Origin of the sequence: Novosphingobium sp. PhB57 (genome assembly GCF_004342985.1) — a bacterium.
Taxonomy (GTDB): Bacteria; Pseudomonadota; Alphaproteobacteria; order Sphingomonadales; family Sphingomonadaceae; genus Novosphingobium.
In genome coordinates this window covers 525,838-542,819 of record NZ_SMBO01000001.1, presented here as the reverse complement: position 1 = coordinate 542,819, position 16,982 = coordinate 525,838, and the positions used below count along the sequence as shown (strand labels likewise).

The window sequence follows — 16,982 nt, the reverse complement described above, 5'->3', positions numbered from 1 at the left end:
GGAGAGAGACATGTTTGATCGACGCACGTTTCTGGCATCGAGCGCGGCAGCGGCCGCGCTTTCGGCAAGCGGAGCGAGAGCTGCCGATATTCCGGGCGAAACGGTCCGGGTCGATACCCGCGCAATTGCCGGCCCCCTGCCTCACGTATGGGAAGAGTGCGTAGGTTCGGACCGCGCCGCGATCACGATGCGCGAAGAATGGCGCCAGGACATGCGCCTCGGGCTGGCAGAGGCCGGTTTCAAGCGCGCCCGGTTCCACGGCATCTTCAACGACGAACTCGGCGTGTTCGGAAAGAGCATTCTTGAGATGCGAAGGAACGGCGGGCTGAACTGGCTCAACGTCCACCGCGTTTACGACGGTCTACTCGACTTGGGTGTATCTCCCTTTGTCGAACTCAGCTTCATGCCGGGCAAGCTCGCCTCAGGGAAAACCCAGTTCGGCTTTTACGGCGGCAACATCACGCCGCCCACTTCGGACGCCGAGTTCGCCGGTTTCATCACATCATTCACAACCGCCATGATAGAGCGCTACGGGCTGGAAACCGTGCGCAGCTGGCCGTTCGAGGTGTGGAACGAGCCCAACCTCTCCTTCTTCTGGACCGGTGACAAGCAGCGCTATTTCGAAATGTACAAGGCTGTGGCGACTGCGATCAAATCGGTCGATCCGCGTATCCAGGTCGGCGGGCCGGCAACCTCGAAGACAGCGTGGATCGGGGATTTCGCGCAATGGTGCGCAGCGAACAATGCCCCCGTCGATTTCTTCGCCACGCATGCCTATGCCGGCGACGATCAGGACGACGTCTTCGGAAAGGGCGGTCCGCGCCGCAGCGTCAATGACGTCATTCCCGAAGCCCTTGCCAACGCCCGCCGCACGATCGATGCCGGTCCCTTCGCCGGCAAGCCGATGTGGCTGTCCGAATGGTCGTCGGACAGCCCTGCCATGATTGCCCACGTGATCGCCAATGGCATGGCGCATTGCGCCGGCATGTCACAATGGACGCTGAGCGGCATGTACGAGGAACTCGGCGTCGACGACTACATGCTGAAGGAAGGCTCGATGGGCTGGAGCATGATGATCGACGGCATCGCCAAGCCCTCGTTCAATACCTACCGGCTGCTCCATCGCCTGGGGACGCAGCGCCTCGCCGCACAAGGGCCTGCTTTGGCATCGCGCGACAGGACCGGGCGGACTTCCGTGCTCCTGTGGAATCTGGCCGAAGTGGATCAGCCCGGAGGAATTCCCGGCATGACCGCGGAACGCAAGATCACCGGAGGTGCCAAGCGGATGACGTTGCAGTTCGACGGGCTCAAAGGACGGAGGACCGCCGAAGTCCGGTTCGTCGATTGGGAACGGGGATCGCCCATGCCGGCCTGGCGCGCCATGGGGTCTCCCCGCTATCCTTCGCGCGCCCAGATCGCGCATTTGCGCCAGGTCTCGCGTCCGGTGGTGGAAACGCACCGTCTGAATGCGGACGGCACACTGGTCCTGGACCTGCCCGCCGAGGGTCTCGCCCTTGTCGAGCTCGCCTGACCCAGGCCGCGATTACAGAGGGTCCCGGGGCTGTTTATGCCCCGGGACCCTCCGCGATTTACGCTGCCATTCCGCCATCGAGCAGTAATGTGCTGCCGGTCATGAACATCGCCATGTCCGATGCGCAGAACAGGATGGCCCGGGCAATATCGTCGGCCACGCCGACCCGGCCCAGTCGGCTGGTGCCGATCCCGGGGATCGGGCAATTCTTGATGGTCTCTTCGTCCCAGTCGGCAATGAACATGGTCTTTTCGGTGAGCGAAAAGCCAGGCGCGACGCCCAGCACTCGGATGCCTTGCGCGCCCAGTTCGATCGCCAGTTGCTTGGTCAGACCGACCACCCCGTGCTTGGAGCTGCAATAGGCAGCCTGCCCTTCGGAAATCCCCCTGACCCCGGCCAGCGAGGCGACGTTGACGATCACGCCGCCCTGCCCCCTTGCGATCATCCGTCTTGCAGCCTCCTTGGCGCCGACGAAGGTGCCGCGCAAATTGATCGCTAGGACGTTATCGAACTCCTCCACATCCAGATCGAGCAGCGGTGAAAACGAGGGTATGCCCGCGTTGTTGACCCAGATGTCCAGCTTGCCGAAGCGGTTCTCCGCCAGGTCCGCAGTGGCGATAATCGAGGCTGCATCGCCGGCATCGAGACGGGTCGAAGTCACATCCGCAGAGAACCGCTCGGCCAGTTCCCTTGCGGTCACGGCCGCCGCTTCCTCATCGATATCGGCAATGAGAACGGCAGCTCCCGCCTCTGCAAGCCGCCGCGCCGCGGCTTTTCCCAGACCCCAGGCCGCACCGGTAACGACGGCGCTTCTGCCCTTGAGAGAGATCAGTTGATCGATCGAATGGTCCGAAACATCTGGCACTGGCATCCCCATTTCTCCTTATCCATCGAGCGTGTCCTGACTGGGTCATTTCCGTAGAAATTGCGGCTCCTGGATGTCCGCCTAGGCCAGTCGCGACTGCACCGCGAAATCGAATCGCGGCGCTGGCGTGCCTATCTACAGGCTGGACAGGTTTCAAGTTGTGCGCCACAATATCGCATAAACTGGCAGGGTCGAAGATCGCTGCCGGACAGGAAAAGGCACGGTGAACAGTCGCCGCGCGCCGCAAATGGGAGAGAGCGAATGGTTGCCGATCGTGTCGTCGTCGTCACGGGTGGAGCATCGGGTATCGGGCTTGGTGTCGCACGGCTTTTCGCGGACAAGGGCCATCCTGTCGCGATCCTCGACGTTCAGGAAGACGCCCTGAAGCGCGAGAGCGAAGCTCTCCGCGCGCAAGGCGCAAGGATCGTCGCGCGCAAGGCGCAAGGATCGTCGCGCGCAAGGTCGATGTTTCCGATCGGGCCAGCATCGACGCCGCTTACGCAGCCGTTCGCGAAGAACTCGGCCCGATCGCGATCGTGGTCGCCAATGCTGGTATTTCCCAGGGCATTCCCTTTCAGGACGTGACCGTCGAAACCTGGCAGCGCATGATCGACATCAACCTTACCGGCGTGTTCCATACGGTTCAGGCCGCCTTGCCGGACATGGTCGATGCCAGGTGGGGCCGGATAATCACGATCTCGTCGCAGGCCGCGCAGTCCGGCGCCGGAGACCGCGCGCACTATTCCGCCGCCAAGGCCGGTGTGATCGGGTTGACCCGGTCTCTCGCCCGCGAATTTGCCGGGCAAGGCATTACCGTCAACACCATCCCGCCCTCGGTCGTTGCCACCCCCATGGCCGAGGCCGGTATTGCTGCCGGGACTTTCCCGCCGCTGGAAGTCATCTCCCAGCATATTCCCATCCCGCGTCCCGGTACCCCCGGCGATATCGCAGCAGCCTGCGAATACCTCGCCTCGGACGGTGCAAGCTACGTCACCGGCCAGGTCCTTGCCGTCAACGGCGGCATGTTCATCGGATAACGGGACATCGGCGGCGCACCATCGGCAAGTCGCCGATGTCCGCCGCCGGGACTGCGTCACCTGGAAACACCTGGGAGCGAACACAATGACCAAGCCATCGGAAGCTCGAAAGCTGCGCATCGTGCAATGGGCCACCGGCACGGTAGGCGCGGCAGCCATGCGCGCCGTGCTCACGCACCCCGAGATGGAGCTTGTTGGCGTCAAGGTCTATTCGCCCGCCAAGGAAGGCAAGGATGCCGGCGCGCTATGCGGAATGCCGCCAACCGGCATCAAGGCGGTACGGGACCTGACATCGGTGCTGGCGCTCAAGCCGGACTGCGTGCTCTACATGCCCGAACTTACCGACTACGATGACATCAGCGCCCTTCTGGAAAACGGCATCAACATCTCTTCCACACGGGCGGAGTTCTTCCATCCGGGAAGCATGGAGCCCATGATCCGCGCGCGGATCGAAGCGGCATGCCGCAACGGGGGCGCCACGCTGCACAGTTCCGGCAGCAGCCCCGGCTTCATCACCGAAGCCCTGCCTCTCGTCCTGCTGTCGCTCGCAAGGCGTCTGGACCTTCTTACCATCGATGAATTTGCCAACTGCATCGACGGCTGCTCGGAAGAGATGCTGGTCGGAATCATGGGCTTCGGCGAAACGGCCGAGGCCTTCGCCCGGCGCCCGTTCTACGAGCGGGACGAAGTGTTCAACCACTCCCTGTGCGCGCTGGCCGAGGCGGTCGGCATCGACATCGAGCGTTTCGAGGTTTCCAGCGAAGTGGCGCTCGCCAAACGTCCCGTTAAACTCCACGAAAGCACCATTCCAGCGGGCTCGGTTGCCGGGCAGCGGATGGTGACGACCGGCTACCGCGGCGGAACGCCCGTCATGCGTTTTCGCTGCAACTGGTTCGTCACCGAAGAACTCGATCCCGCCTGGGACCTGCGCGGCGACGGGTGGCGGGTCACCGTCGACGGGGACACGCCGCTCGATATCAGCATCGGCTTTCCCATTCCCCACGCCGATCGCCAGACAACGCTACCCAACCTGACGGCGCATCGTCCTGTCAACGCAGTTTCCAGCATCTGCGCCGCTCCGCCTGGTATCCTGACGACCGGATCGTTGCCCTCGGTCGTGGCCCGTTTGGGCTAGCCCCAGCGCTTTCCAGTCAGCTGGAAGCACGCGCACAACACTACCTCGATCCAACCTAAAACTTTCGCGCGAACGGCGAGGGTTCAATCCGAGGGCCGGCAGGAAGAGCCGCCATGGTGCAAGCTGGCGGCACTCGATTAAAAGTGGGTGTTAACCGCTCAGACTAGGTCAGCGGCTGAGAATGGGTCAGTGGCTGACACTGGGCCAACGCAGACTGAGCCGCAGGATGTCGGCGGCTTCGTTGTCGGGATCGTCCTCGGCCACGACCGCATAGCGCCAAAGCTCATGAGCGGGATCCGCAACTGCCTCCTGCACGAGTTCTCCCAAAGGCCCGTCCTTGACCAGCCCAGCGGCGAGCGAGCCAGCTTTGTCCAACTGGCCGTCGTAGCGGATCAGCCGCGCGGGTGTGTGGTATGAAACGTGCATTTGCAGACCCTTTCCCTTTTCTTCTGGCGACAATCGCGCCGCGCCATGAAACGCGGCACGGTTTCGAGAACAGGGAACGGCACGTCCGAGTGCCCGCATTTCAGGTTTTTGCGACAGTTCGGGCTATAGGCGCGCCAGACCCTTTGGCCAGATTGCCGGTTGCAACCTCCCGCGCCCCGTCAGGAGCAGCGATAGATCTGTTCCAGCACCATGGCGGCTGCACCGCGCGCGTAGGCACCTTTGTCTCCTAGCTTGAAGTGGAGCCTCGTGCGGCGGCGCAGCGCTGGAAACGTGTTTCGCTCCAGGGCATCGAAGAAGATGCTGCGCAGTTCCTCGATCATGGTGAACTTCGGGCCGAGAATGACCACGGCCTCCGGGTCCTGCATCGTGATGTGATTGGCAACGGATACGCCGAGATAGTGGCTGGCCTGTTCCAGTATCGGCCCGATGTCGATCCTGCCGGCCGCCTGTTCGGCCATCAGGCCGTCGAAAGCGGCGTTCATCCTGTCAAAGTCGGGCAAGGGCCGGCCCAGTTGCGCGCAGGACTGCTCCATGATCGATTGCACGGAGCAATAGGCCTGAAGGCAGCCGATGCCGCCGCAGTAGCAGGCTCTGCCCGTGTCGGGCACGACCTTGGTATGCCCGAATTCGGCGGCCATGCCGTGGACCCCGGTGACGAGCTGGCCGCCGCGGTACAAGGCGGCGCCGATCCCCAGATCGATGTTGATCAGGGTGAAATCATCGGCATGGGCAGCGGCGCCGTACCAATGCTCCGCGCGGGCCAGCAGATTGGTGCTGTTGTCGATGAGAGTGGCAACGCCCAGCGCCTCGCCGACGATGCCGCCGAAGTCCACCGGCCCGGAATCCAGCGAGATGATATGCTCGACGATGCCCGTCCGATTGTTGACGATGCCGGGAATGCCGATGCCGATACGGTAGATCTCTTCCCGGGGAACGTCCCACTCGGCAAGGGCCTGTTCCAGCGCCGTGATGAATTGCCGTGCGAGACCTTCGATGGTCGTGTCCCGCGTCAGCGCGGCCTTGGCGAAACCGAGGCTTTCGCCCCTGAGATTGACGATCTCCGTCAGCAGTTCGCCCTCGTTGGTGGGCGTGGTGCCGACGACGTAGCGTCCTTGCGGGTTTATCCGAAGGTTCACGCGCGGGCGGCCCGGGCCCGAGGTGGCCACCTTTTCCTCGATCACGATCCCGCGCCGGACCAGATCGGCAGTGATGGCCGTGATGGTTCCGCCGGTGAGGCCGGTGAGGCCGACCAGATCCGTCCGGGCCACGGGCTCGCTGGCGCGCAGCTTCTTCAGCACGAGCACTCGGTTGAATTCCTGATCGGTGAGCCGCATCGCGCTGTCATCGGCCAAACGCCATGCGCATGCAACCGCGCCGCCCGGGCGATTATTTTAATCTCTAAAATTTCCTCGCGACAGCCCATCTCGGTTATGCCACCCAAGGCCGCGAACGAACGACCTTTTCGGCAAGACTAACACTGGCTGGACTGCGGGCAAGGCGCCCTCACCGGATCATGGCAGCACGGAGCACAGGAATGCCTTCTGCAAATCCCTCTCGCTTGAAACTGGCTGGATTGCTCACTGTAACGGCCGCCATGGCCATGGCGGCGATCGACCACTCCGCTGCCAATGCCCAGAGCGTAGCGGCCAAACAGGAGCCTGCCGCCGTGCCCGATGCGACTTTCGCAGAGCCCTATATCGACATCGACGAATGGCGCGATGCGCCGGTGCGCCATCGCTATGTCCATGGCGGCTTCAAGGGCACGGACACGCGCTTCTCGTTCTATTTCCCGCCCAAGGATCAGTACCAGGGCCGGTTCTTCCAGCACTTCACCCCCGCCCCTGACAACGAGAACCTGGCCCAGCGGGCGACGACGCCCACCAACGACAAGCTGTCCTTCGCAATCGCGAGCGGGGCCTATTTCGTCGAGACCAATGGCGGCGGTCCGGCCGTCGCCGGATATGGATCGAGCGATCCCACGATCGGCGCCTACCGCGCCAATGCCGCAGCCGCGCAGTATTCGCGCGTGGTTGCGGTGAAGATGTACGGCGGCAAGCGGCCCTACGGCTATGCCTATGGCGGCAGCGGCGGCGGCTACCGAACGGTCGGTTCGATGGAAAACACGCGCGGCGTGTGGGATGGCGCGGTGCCCTACGTGCTGGGTTCGAGCATGGCGATCCCCAACTCGTTCACGGTGCGCATGCACGCGATGCGCCTGCTTCAGGACAAGTTCCCGCAGATTGTCGACGCCATGGAGCCGGGCGGCAGCGGCGATCCTTATGTAGGGCTCAGCGCGGAACAGGCCTCGGCCTTGCGCGAAGTGACGCGCATGGGCTTCCCGCCGAAATCGTGGTTCGGCTGGAAGACGATGGGGATCCACGGCTTCGCCGCGCTCTACGGCGGCGTGCTGATGGCCGATCCCGGCTATTTCACCGACTTCTGGACGAAGCCCGGATATCTTGGCTTCGACCATCCCGAGAGTTTCGCCGGCTATCGCTTGCAGCATGAAACGGCGATCTCGGCGCCGATCACGGCGGCCGAAGCAGCGCGCCTCAAGATCCACACCGGCGTCACCGACGGCAAGGTCCAGGGCAATGTGGACGACAGTTTCGCCGCCCTGCAGGGCAAGGAAGCGAAGAACGTGGTCGCCGTCCGCCTCGCCAAGGCGCCGCCAAGAGTTCAGTTCCTGGGCGGCGACCTGATGGTCAAGTCCGGTGCCGCCAAGGGCGCGCGCCTCACCGTCAGCCGCATCGAAGGCGACGTGGCAGTGCTGGGCATCGTCGATCCCGCCGTGGCCGCCAAGCTGGCAGCGGGCGACGAAGTCAGTCTCGACAATTCGAACTTCCTGGCCGCGCAGACCTACCATCGCCATCAGGTCCCCGGCCCCGAATTCAAGGTCTGGAACCAGTTCCGCGGGGCAGACGGCAAGCCGCTCTATCCGCAGCGGCCGATGCTGCTGGGGCCTGTCTTCACGCAGGCAACCGCCGGTTCGGTGCCGAAAGGCAATTTCGATGGGAAGATGATCCTGGTGGAATCCCTCTGGGACCGCGAGGCTTTCCCCTGGTCGGCCGACTGGTATCGCGGCCTCGTCACCGCTCACTTCGGTGCTGCGACGGACGATCATTTCCGCCTCTGGTACACCGACCATGCGCTCCACGGCGATTCAGACCCGGAAGACCCGACGCATACCATCACTTATGTGCCGGTGCTCAATCAGGCCCTGCGCGACCTGGCGCTCTGGGTGGAGAAAGGTATCGCTCCGCCCGCTTCCACCAGCTACCGCTTCGACGATGGCCAGATCGTCGTCCCGGCCGGGGCGGCGGATCGTCACGGCGTACAGCCGGTCATCGACCTCAAGGTCGCAGGAGGCCTTCGGGCCGAGGTCAAGGCGGGCCAGAAGGTCACTTTCGTCGGCAAGATCGATGTTCCGCCCGGCGCTGGCGCAATCGTCGCGGCGCAATGGGATTTCGACGGCGCGGGCACTTTCCCTGTCGAATCCGAAATCCGCTCCGGAGCCCATTCGGCTACCGTCACGGCGACTCACACCTTCGCCCGGCCCGGCACCTATTTCCCCACATTGCGCGGCACGTCGCAGCGAGAGGGCGACAAGAACACGCCCTTTGCCCGCATCCAGAACCTCGGGCGCGTCAGGGTCGTCGTGAAATAGCGGCCTGCCCCTTGTGGACGCGGCCCGTCTTCGCGGTCAGATTTCCTTGAGTTCCGTGACGAACTCGTAGCGATCGCCGCGGTAAACCGAACGGGTGAACTCGACGATCCGGCCGTCGGGAATGCGGGTCTTGCGCTCTATGCGCAGCACTTCGGAATTCTGCTTCACGCAGAGGATGCCGGCCTCGGTCGGGGTCGCCAGTGAGGCGCGGACGCGCTGCGTGCCGGAAGTCGGGCGGAATCCGTGAATGTCGAGCGCCTGGTAGAGCGAATCTCCGAGCGCGGTCAGGTCCGGCATGAACTGCGCCGGGATCACGGCATGTTCGATCGCCAGCGGCTCGCCGCCGGCCAGGCGGACGCGGCCCAGCCGGGCGACGGAAGCGTTGGCGGGGATCTCCAGCGCCGCAGCCTCTTCCTCGGTCGGCTGCGCATAGGCCTTGTTGATCCACACCACGCCGGGGTTCTCGCCGCGCGAGCGGGTATCGTCGCTGAAGCTGCTGAGCCTGGCGCCGGGTGCCTCGATCCGCTTGGCCACGAAAGTGCCCGAACCCTGCTTGCGGAACAGCACGCCTTCCTCGATCAGCTGCTCGATACCCTTGCGCACGGTTACGCGGGACAGACCTGCCATCTCGCTGAGGTCCCGTTCGGATGGGAGCGCGCTGCCCGGATCGATCGCACCGCTGCTGATGTGCTCGCGCAGGCTGCGGGCAAGCTGCAGATAGAGCGGCGTGCCCTCTTCGCTGCGGGTCCAGGCAATGTCGCGCATCGTCGATCAGTCTCGCTTTTCCAGCAGTTGCAGGACCTGGCGCAGATTGCCGCCATTGTCTTCGAGCAGCGTGTTCGCCTCTGCGAGAGGAACGCCCAGCGCGACGATCACGCCGAGCCGGATTTCGTTTCCTGCCGTTTCCAGCGCGCGGGCCGCGACTTCCGCGTCGACCCCGGCGATATCCTGAACCATGGTCCGCCCCCGTTGCAAGAGCTTCGCATTCGAAATGCGCATGGCCACCATGCGGCCCTGATAGACCAGGCCGCGGCGGAGCATGATCGCGGTCGACAGCAGGTTCAGCACGGCCTTCTGCGCAGTGCCCGCCTTCATGCGGGTGGAACCGGCAACCACTTCGCTGCCGGTCACGGCCAGGATGGCATGTTCGGACGTGTCGAGCAGGACCGAGCCGGCATTGTTGGCGATGCCGATGGTGAGCGCACCCGCGGCGCGGGCTTCCTCGATCGCGGCGACGGTGTAGGGCGTGCGGCCGCTGGCAGCGACGCCGATCACCACGTCCGAGGGGCCGATGCCCCGTTCGCGCACTTCGGCGCGGCCGGCCTCGACATCGTCCTCGGCGCCTTCATAAGCCTCGGTCAGGGCGCCAATGCCCCCGGCCATGAGGAAGACCATGCGGTCCATCGTCCAGCCGAACGTCGGATAAAGCTCCGTGCCGTCCTGCACGGCAAGGCGGCCCGAGGTGCCCGCCCCCACGAAGACCAGCCGGCCGCTATCGCCCAGCCGCAGCGCCGCCGCTTCGGCCGCGCGGGCAATCGCCCGGGTCTGCGACTGGATCGAGGCGATGGCCGCCATCTGCCCTTCAAGCATGGCCTCCACGGCCAGTTCGGTCGGCCAGAGGTCGAGATCGAGGTATCGGGCGTCGAGCGCTTCAGTATTCATGGTATCCTTTGTCCCTTGCGGGGATCAACGTTCAACAGGGGCCATCGTCTTGCCCGATCCGGCCGGCGCGGCGCAGATCGCGAAAGCGATGACCGTGCCGATGCAAAGCTGGAACGGGAACGACAGGCTGCTCAGAGCGGCCGGAAGGCCGATGGCATGGGCGATAGAAGGCTGGAGCAACAGGATCGTGACGAAGCCGACGAGAAGCGCGGCGATGACCGATCCGGTGGTGCCCCGTCCGGTGAACAGCGCGGTGAAGTAGACACCCAACAGGCCGGCGTACGTGAAGACCATCACTTGCAGGGCGAATTCCAGCAGCCCCATGTCGGTGTAGCGCTGCCAGTAGAACGAGACCACGGCCATGACGAACATGGCAAAGCCGATCACGCCCATGCCCACGCGCCCCGCCGAAACGAAGTGATGCTCTGGCGCGGTGCCGCGCTTCTCGCGCCAGGGGCGGTAGAAGTCCTGGACCAGCACCGAGGACATGGCGTTGAGCGCCGAGTTCGTGGTGGCGACGGCCGCCGCGCAGATGCCTACGGTCACCAGTCCGCGCAGGCCGCCGGGAAGCTGGGTGAGGATGTAGTGCATGAAGATGCTGATCTTCTCGCCCCCGAACTGGTTGCCGGCAGCCGCCGTGGCGCCGCCCATCAGGTCGGGCCGGTCGTAGAAGACATAAAGCAGCAGGCCGATGACGATGAACATGCCCACCACCGGCAGCGTCGCGAAGACCGAGAGGTAAAGGCTGCGCGCGCCGGTCTTGGCGTCCTTGCAGGCCAGCAGGCGCTGCGTCGTGTCCTGGTCCATGCCGGCATTCGCGATGTAGAGCAGCGACAGGCCGAGCACGATGGCCAGCATCGAGAAGGGACGCGAAAGGTCCATCGAAAAATCGAAGAACTTCAGCTTGTTCACGCCTTCGGGCGTATGGGAAAGGCCCTGGATGATCTCACCGGTGGACGCGGGGATCGAGAGGCGCAGGAAGACGAGCACCGCGATCGCCGATCCCAGGTAGACCACGAACTGGATGAGGTCGTTCCAGAGCACCGACTTGAGGCCGCCCACGAACGTGAAGAGCACGCTCGCCACGATGAGCACGGCGGCGGCGATCATGATGCCCTGGGCCTCGACCGTGCCGGTGATGACCATGGCCAGCGCGATGGCGGCCAGATAGACGCGCGCGCCGCCTGCGAAGACGCGGCCGACCAGGAACATGCCCCCTGCCCAGCGCGTCGCCTTCTCGTTGAAGCGCAAGGTCAGCAGCTCATAGGCCGTCGTCGCCTTGATGGCGTAGAAGCGCGGGATCATGACATGGGCGACGAAGATCGCGCCGATCAGCCCGCCGATATTGCCGCTGAGATAGGTAAGGTCGCCGTGATAGCCGTAATCCGGCCCGCCCAGGAAAGTGGCTGCGGACTGGGTGGCGGACAGCACCGAGATGGCCGCGAGCCAGGCCGGAACGCTGCCGCCCGCCAGGAAGTAGTCATGCGCGGATTCGGTCTTGCGCGGCGTGAAGATCCAGCCTCCCGCGACCAGCAGCAGCAGGTAGGCGGCGATCACCAGCCAGTCCGCCATCGAGAAAGGCAGCGTCATCGAATTCGTCTCCGGACCCGGCCCTGAAATCGGTCTTCAGGGCCTGACAAAAAAGCGGGCGCCCGGTCGGAGGAGGAGGAGGTTGACCGGGCGCCGCGCAGGGTGGGTTATCCTCAGAGGTGCGCGGTCAGCGAGAAGCCGATCGTGCGTCCGAGAATGTCATAAGTGTCGGGGAAGGTGTTGAAGACACCGCCCGTCGACACATAGGGGGGATTCTTGTCGAAGAGGTTGTAGATGCCGGCGCTGAAGGTGATCGCGTCGGTGAACTCGTAGGAGGCCGATAGGTCGAAGGTGTTCTGGGCCGAGATCGTCTCGGTCGAACCGACCGTGCTCGACTTCACCTTGCCGATGCGCTGCCAGTCGAACTGGATCACGCCCTTGTCGAACAGCCACGAGAGGCCGACCGTGTGGCGATAGTCAGGCTGTACCAGGGTGGTGCCGTCGCTGGAGCAGGTGGCGCCGAAAGTGCCCTTGCACTGCACGGCCGAAACCGTGGAGTTCGCCTGGATCAGGTAGGACGTGACGATATTGCCCTGGTAGCTCAGGCGCACGCCCGTGCCCGGCACGAAGTCCGGATGCAGCGTGTAGCTGGCCGAGATGTCGAAACCGCGCTGGAGCAGTCGGCCCAGGTTCTGGTTGTTGACGAAGGCATCCTTGAACGTGCCGTCGGCATTGCGGGTCACCAGCGAGCACAGCGGATTGGTGGCCGTGGGGTTGGTGACATAGCAGCTGGTGATCGCCGCGATCGGCTGGATCACGCCCACGGCGCCGCGCAGGTCAAGCTCGTACCAGTCGACGGTCAGGTTCAGGCCGGGCAGGAACGTCGGCGTGAACACGGCGCCGAGCGTCGTGGTATAGCCGGTCTCCGGCTTGATGTCCGGGTTGCCGCCGTAATAGTAATTGCCGGTGAGGTAGCTGGCCGCGTTCGAGTTCGCCGAACCCACTGCAGGCGCGCCGAAGCGGGCGCACTGGGCGGCATCGCCGGTGCCGAGCACGCACGGATCGCCGCCGTAGCGCGGCTTCAGACGATCGACCGTGACGAGGTTGCTGAACGGCAGCGAGGACATGCCGGCCGCGAACTCGCCGAAGTTCGGGGTGCGCAGGACGCGCTGGTAAGTGCCGCGCAGACGCAGGTTGCGATCGACTTCCCAGTTGCCCTCCACCTTCCAGGTGCCGTGCGTGCCGAACATGTTGTAGTCGGACAGGCGGTAGGCACCGCCCACGTCGAACTTGCGGATCAGGGGCAGGTCGCGCAGGACCGGCACCAGGATTTCGCCGTAGAGTTCCTTGACGTCGAACGAACCGCTGTAGGCAGCCTGCACGCCCTGCCGGTAGGTGTTGCCCGTAAGGAGCGCGGTGTCCTGATCGATGCTGGCGGTTTCGCGGCGATACTCGGCGCCGATGGCGAAACCGATCGGGCCGGCGGGCAGCGAGAACAGCTCTTCCAGCGTGCCGCTCAGGGTGGCCGCGGTCACGAACTGGTCGCGCTTGCGGTTGAAGCCGTTGATCGTGCTGCCCAGCGCATCGGCCAGCTCGGTCTGGTTCGGACCGAAGATGTTCACGCTGTTGACGATGGAATCGAAGTTGTTCGCGCCGGTCGGGCTGGTAACCAGGCCATCGCCGGTGATGAGCGTGTTCTCGGTCGAACGGCCGTACTGGGCATAGACGTTCCACTTGACCGCATTGGTCAGCGGGCCGCGCAGGCCGGTCTGGAACTGCAGCGTGTTGCGCTCGGTCTCGTAGTTGATGAGGCCGAGTTCGGCCAGCGAGCGCGAGACGTTCACGCGCGCGGTGCCGTTCACGAACGTCAGCTGGTTGCGGATATCGTCCGTGAGGTAGGGATTGCTCTCGCTGATCGAGACGGTGCGGTTGACCGAGGCCGGCGTCGCGCCGGGGGTGCCGGTCTCTTGCGTGCGCGAATTGGTATACATCGCGCGGCCGTAGATCTCGACCTGCGGCGTGATCTCGTACTTGAACAGCGCCGCGACATTGATGCGCTTCAGCGGCGAGACCAGCGGATAAGTATCCGAGATGTTCGAGGTGGCCGAAGGGTTCGTGGTGAAGTCACCGCTGTCGGTGAAGCCGAACTTGCGGCCGCTTGCCACGTCGGTGAAGACGCCGCCGATGCTCGGGATCGTCTGGTTCGGTGTTTCCGCCCAGTCGCGCTGGCCCGCGCGAATGCGGTCGCGCTGGGTATAGTCGGCCGCGATGACGATGTGGCCGCGGTCGCCCAGGCCGGTACCGACCATCAGCGAACCGCCGTATTGCGCGCCGCCATGCTCGGACAGACGGCTGGTGGCGGTGCCGCGAATGCCTTCGAACTCATCGTTGAGGATGAAGTTGACCACGCCGGCCACGGCGTCCGCGCCATAGACCGCGGCGGCGCCGCCGGTCAGCACGTCGACGCGCTTGATCAGCGAGGCGGGAATGGCGTTGACGTCGGCCGAGTTGCGGAAGCTGAACGGCGTCGCGCGGGTACCGTCGATCAGGACCAGCGAGCGGCTCTGGCCGAAGTTGCGCAGTTCCAGAACCTGGGCGCCGAACGCGTCGCTGCCCTGCGAGCCCTGGCGAACGCCGCCCGAAAGCTGCGGGATCTTGGTGGAGAAGTCCTCGACCGTCAGCGCCGACTGGAGCTTGATCTGCTCCTCGCCGGTGGAGGCGACCGGGCTGCTGGACGTCAGTCCCGGAACCGCGATGCGGGTGCCGGTGACGACGATGTCGGCGCCGGTTGCGGCTTCGCCCGCATCGGCGCTGCCTGCCGACTGCGCGAAGGCAGCAACCGGCACTTGCGAAAGGGCGATGGCAAGCGCCGCCACGGCCACGGTATGTCGTTGTGACTTAACCATTAGACTTCCTCACTACTTCCCTGAACTCTGTTCCGTCGTGTGTTGGTGCGACCCGAAGACTCGACGGCATGCCCTTTCCGGACTCATTCACCATGCATACCTGTCATGGATATGTAAAGGTGTGGTATCTAAGTGGTGATGTAATAATTCACCGCGATCAGACCACTTCGGCCAACGTGTTTTCCGGCCGCCAGATCGTTCCCCCCGTCAGCGGCTGCGACACCCCGGTAGTGCCGGGGAACGTCAGCGGCATGCCGCGCAGGCTGCGCGCGGCGAGGAAGGCCATGGCTTCCGCCTCCACGAAGTCGCTCCGCAGGCCGACTTCGTCCGCAGTCCGGCAGTCGCCCAACCGCGCACGGAGAGCCGCCATCAGCGTGGGATTGTGGCTACCACCCCCGCAGACCACCCAGATTTCCGGCACTTGCGGCAGGATGCGGGCCGTCACGGCGACGGCCTCTGCCGTGAAGGCGGTCAGCGTTGCCGCCGCATCCTCCAGCGAACAGGCGTCGGTCCATTCGAGCGGGAAGTCGTAACGGTCAAGCGACTTCGGACCCTCGCCGTGGAAATGCGGGTGAGACAGCAGCGCCGCCAGGGCCGCCTCATCCACCGTGCCTGCCGCCGCGATGCGTCCGCCATCGTCGTAGCGACCCGCCCCATGCGCTTGGACGACCTGATCGATAAGACCATTTCCAGGCCCCGTATCGCAGGCGAGCAGAGAACCGTCCGCGCCGATCCATGTCAGGTTCGCAACACCGCCGATATTGAGGAAGGTCAGCGGGCGGGGCAGCCCGATTTTCTTCGCCAGAGCAAGGTGATAGGCCGGTACCAGGGGAGCGCCCTGCCCGCCGGCCAGGAGATCGTCCTGACGCATCTGCGCCACCACCGAAACACCCAGCCCGTCGGCGATCACTTGCGGATCGCCGATCTGCACGGAGAGTTTCCGTTCCGGGCGGTGCAGCAAGGTCTGGCCGTGGAAGCCGACGAGGTCGGGAAGCCGTCCCAGCCTTTCGATCACATGATGCCCCGCGCGCAGATGCGCCGCTTCGATCACTTCGCCCGCCAGCCCGAACGACAGCGGCTGTTCGCCGAAACCGTCCCAGAGCAGCGCATCGCGCGTCGCCTTTTCCAACGCCGCGCGCTCGGCGGCCGAAAACGCGATCATGGCCGAAGGCCCGAAACCCTCGATCCGCTCGCCATCGGTCTCCACGACTGCCACGTCGACGCCGTCGAGCGACGTCCCGCTCATGAACCCCATGACCAGCATCAGCGTGCACTCCCCCAACTACAGACAATCAGACTGGCATCGTCATGCGGTTTCACCCGGGGATGACGGTGCAGAGAACCTGGCGCTTTTTCGAGGTCGCGCAGGCGGCCGAGCCAGCGCGACCAGTCTTCCTGATCGGAAATGGACAGGAGATCGGCAGGCGTGGCGACTGCGAAAAGCTCGTTCAGCCGCAGGAAACCGTCACTGGCGATCGCAAAGCGCTGCCCCGGCCGAACCGGCATGCGGCATTGCCAAAGGTGGTCGGCCGCCGCGGGCTCGGTGCCGAGCACCCAGTAGCCGCCTTCCCGGTTCATCAGCTTACGGTTCGCCCGGAGACCCGGCAGCAACCGGGCCTTGAGAGCGTCGAACCCGATGTCGCCCTCCGCCGCCAGGACCGCCTTCATGGCCTCGACCGTACGGCCTTCGAGAGCGTCGAGCGCATAGCTGCCGAACAGCAGGGCCTCGCCCTCATCGTCGCCCTCGCCGTCGCCCTCGCCCGCGCCATCGACCGTCACGATTCGGCAGTCCGCCAGCGCCGTGAATTCCGCCACGCCGTCAATGACACGCACCATAGCGAAGGCGGCCGAGGGATGTTCATGCGGCCCTTCCGCTTCGCGCACCTGCTCGCGCGCCAGGGCGTCCCGGCAGCGCCCCATCACCTCCCGCAGGAGCGCCATGGTGGGAATTTCACAATTGTCGGCAAGCAGTTGCGTCAGGGCCGCGTTGGCGGTCCGGGCCAGCCAGGAGGCATCGCTAGGTGCGTCAAGCAGCGCCGGACCGATCCCGGTCGCGCCATCGATGACCCACGCCGCATCACCGTGATGACCGACGCAGTCCTCATTGACTTCACTCTGCCCATCGGAAGCGGCAATCTCGATCCTGAGCATCGTCTTCTCCCACATCCGGCCCTCGCCGAACCGAACCGGTATCATGAACGC

13 protein-coding genes are annotated in these 16,982 nt (G+C 64.7%); 4 read left to right on the top strand and 9 right to left on the bottom strand.

The window, feature by feature from the left end; translation table 11 throughout:
- Positions 1–10: 10 nt before the first annotated feature.
- A complete protein-coding gene (locus tag EDF58_RS02365) occupies positions 11–1,531 on the top strand; it encodes a glycosyl hydrolase (RefSeq protein WP_132262336.1) in 1,521 nt (506 codons plus the stop codon).
- Positions 1,532–1,589: 58 nt separating this feature from the next.
- On the opposite strand, the gene EDF58_RS02360 is transcribed toward EDF58_RS02365, so the two are convergent.
- Complete coding sequence (locus tag EDF58_RS02360) at positions 1,590–2,402, bottom strand: SDR family oxidoreductase (RefSeq protein WP_207912800.1); 813 nt, start codon at positions 2,400–2,402, stop codon at positions 1,590–1,592.
- A gap of 293 nt (positions 2,403–2,695) precedes the next feature.
- Between EDF58_RS02360 and EDF58_RS02355 the strand changes: the two genes are divergently transcribed.
- Both EDF58_RS02355 and EDF58_RS02350 read left to right on the top strand, forming a co-directional pair.
- The gene (locus EDF58_RS02355) at positions 2,696–3,433 is read left to right on the top strand and encodes an SDR family oxidoreductase (RefSeq protein WP_347812883.1); all 738 of its coding nucleotides are present in this window, start codon (positions 2,696–2,698) and stop codon (positions 3,431–3,433) included.
- A gap of 85 nt (positions 3,434–3,518) precedes the next feature.
- A complete protein-coding gene (locus tag EDF58_RS02350; RefSeq protein WP_132262332.1) occupies positions 3,519–4,568 on the top strand; it encodes a dihydrodipicolinate reductase in 1,050 nt (349 codons plus the stop codon).
- 186 nt (positions 4,569–4,754) lie between these two features.
- Here EDF58_RS02350 and EDF58_RS02345 read toward each other — a convergent pair whose 3' ends face one another.
- Together EDF58_RS02345 and EDF58_RS02340 are read right to left on the bottom strand one after the other, a co-directional pair.
- The gene (locus EDF58_RS02345; protein ID WP_132262330.1) at positions 4,755–4,994 is read right to left on the bottom strand and encodes a hypothetical protein; all 240 of its coding nucleotides are present in this window, start codon (positions 4,992–4,994) and stop codon (positions 4,755–4,757) included.
- Between the two features lie 179 nt (positions 4,995–5,173).
- Entirely contained in the window at positions 5,174–6,349 is a 1,176-nt protein-coding gene (locus EDF58_RS02340) for an ROK family protein (RefSeq protein ID WP_132262329.1), read from the bottom strand.
- A gap of 200 nt (positions 6,350–6,549) precedes the next feature.
- On the opposite strand from EDF58_RS02340, the gene EDF58_RS02335 reads away from it, so the two are divergent.
- Positions 6,550–8,682: a PKD domain-containing protein gene (locus EDF58_RS02335; RefSeq protein WP_207912798.1), complete on the top strand. Its 2,133-nt coding sequence runs from the start codon at positions 6,550–6,552 to the stop codon at positions 8,680–8,682.
- Positions 8,683–8,718: 36 nt separating this feature from the next.
- On the opposite strand, the gene EDF58_RS02330 is transcribed toward EDF58_RS02335, so the two are convergent.
- From EDF58_RS02330 to EDF58_RS02305, 6 genes are all read right to left on the bottom strand, one after another.
- Entirely contained in the window at positions 8,719–9,447 is a 729-nt protein-coding gene (locus EDF58_RS02330) for a GntR family transcriptional regulator (protein ID WP_132262327.1), read from the bottom strand.
- A 6-nt stretch (positions 9,448–9,453) separates the two neighbouring features.
- Positions 9,454–10,344: an N-acetylmuramic acid 6-phosphate etherase gene (locus EDF58_RS02325; RefSeq protein ID WP_132262326.1), complete on the bottom strand. Its 891-nt coding sequence runs from the start codon at positions 10,342–10,344 to the stop codon at positions 9,454–9,456.
- Positions 10,345–10,368: 24 nt separating this feature from the next.
- Positions 10,369–11,934, bottom strand: a complete 1,566-nt coding sequence (locus tag EDF58_RS02320) for a sodium:solute symporter (RefSeq protein ID WP_132262324.1) — start codon at positions 11,932–11,934, stop codon at positions 10,369–10,371.
- A gap of 113 nt (positions 11,935–12,047) precedes the next feature.
- Positions 12,048–14,780, bottom strand: coding sequence for a TonB-dependent receptor (locus tag EDF58_RS02315; RefSeq protein ID WP_132262322.1), 2,733 nt, complete (start codon positions 14,778–14,780; stop codon positions 12,048–12,050).
- Between the two features lie 157 nt (positions 14,781–14,937).
- Positions 14,938–16,044, bottom strand: coding sequence for an anhydro-N-acetylmuramic acid kinase (locus EDF58_RS02310; RefSeq protein ID WP_132262320.1), 1,107 nt, complete (start codon positions 16,042–16,044; stop codon positions 14,938–14,940).
- Positions 16,044–16,931: a hypothetical protein gene (locus EDF58_RS02305; protein WP_132262318.1), complete on the bottom strand. Its 888-nt coding sequence runs from the start codon at positions 16,929–16,931 to the stop codon at positions 16,044–16,046. The genes EDF58_RS02310 and EDF58_RS02305 overlap by 1 nt, the downstream gene beginning before the upstream one ends.
- Positions 16,932–16,982 lie beyond the last annotated feature (51 nt).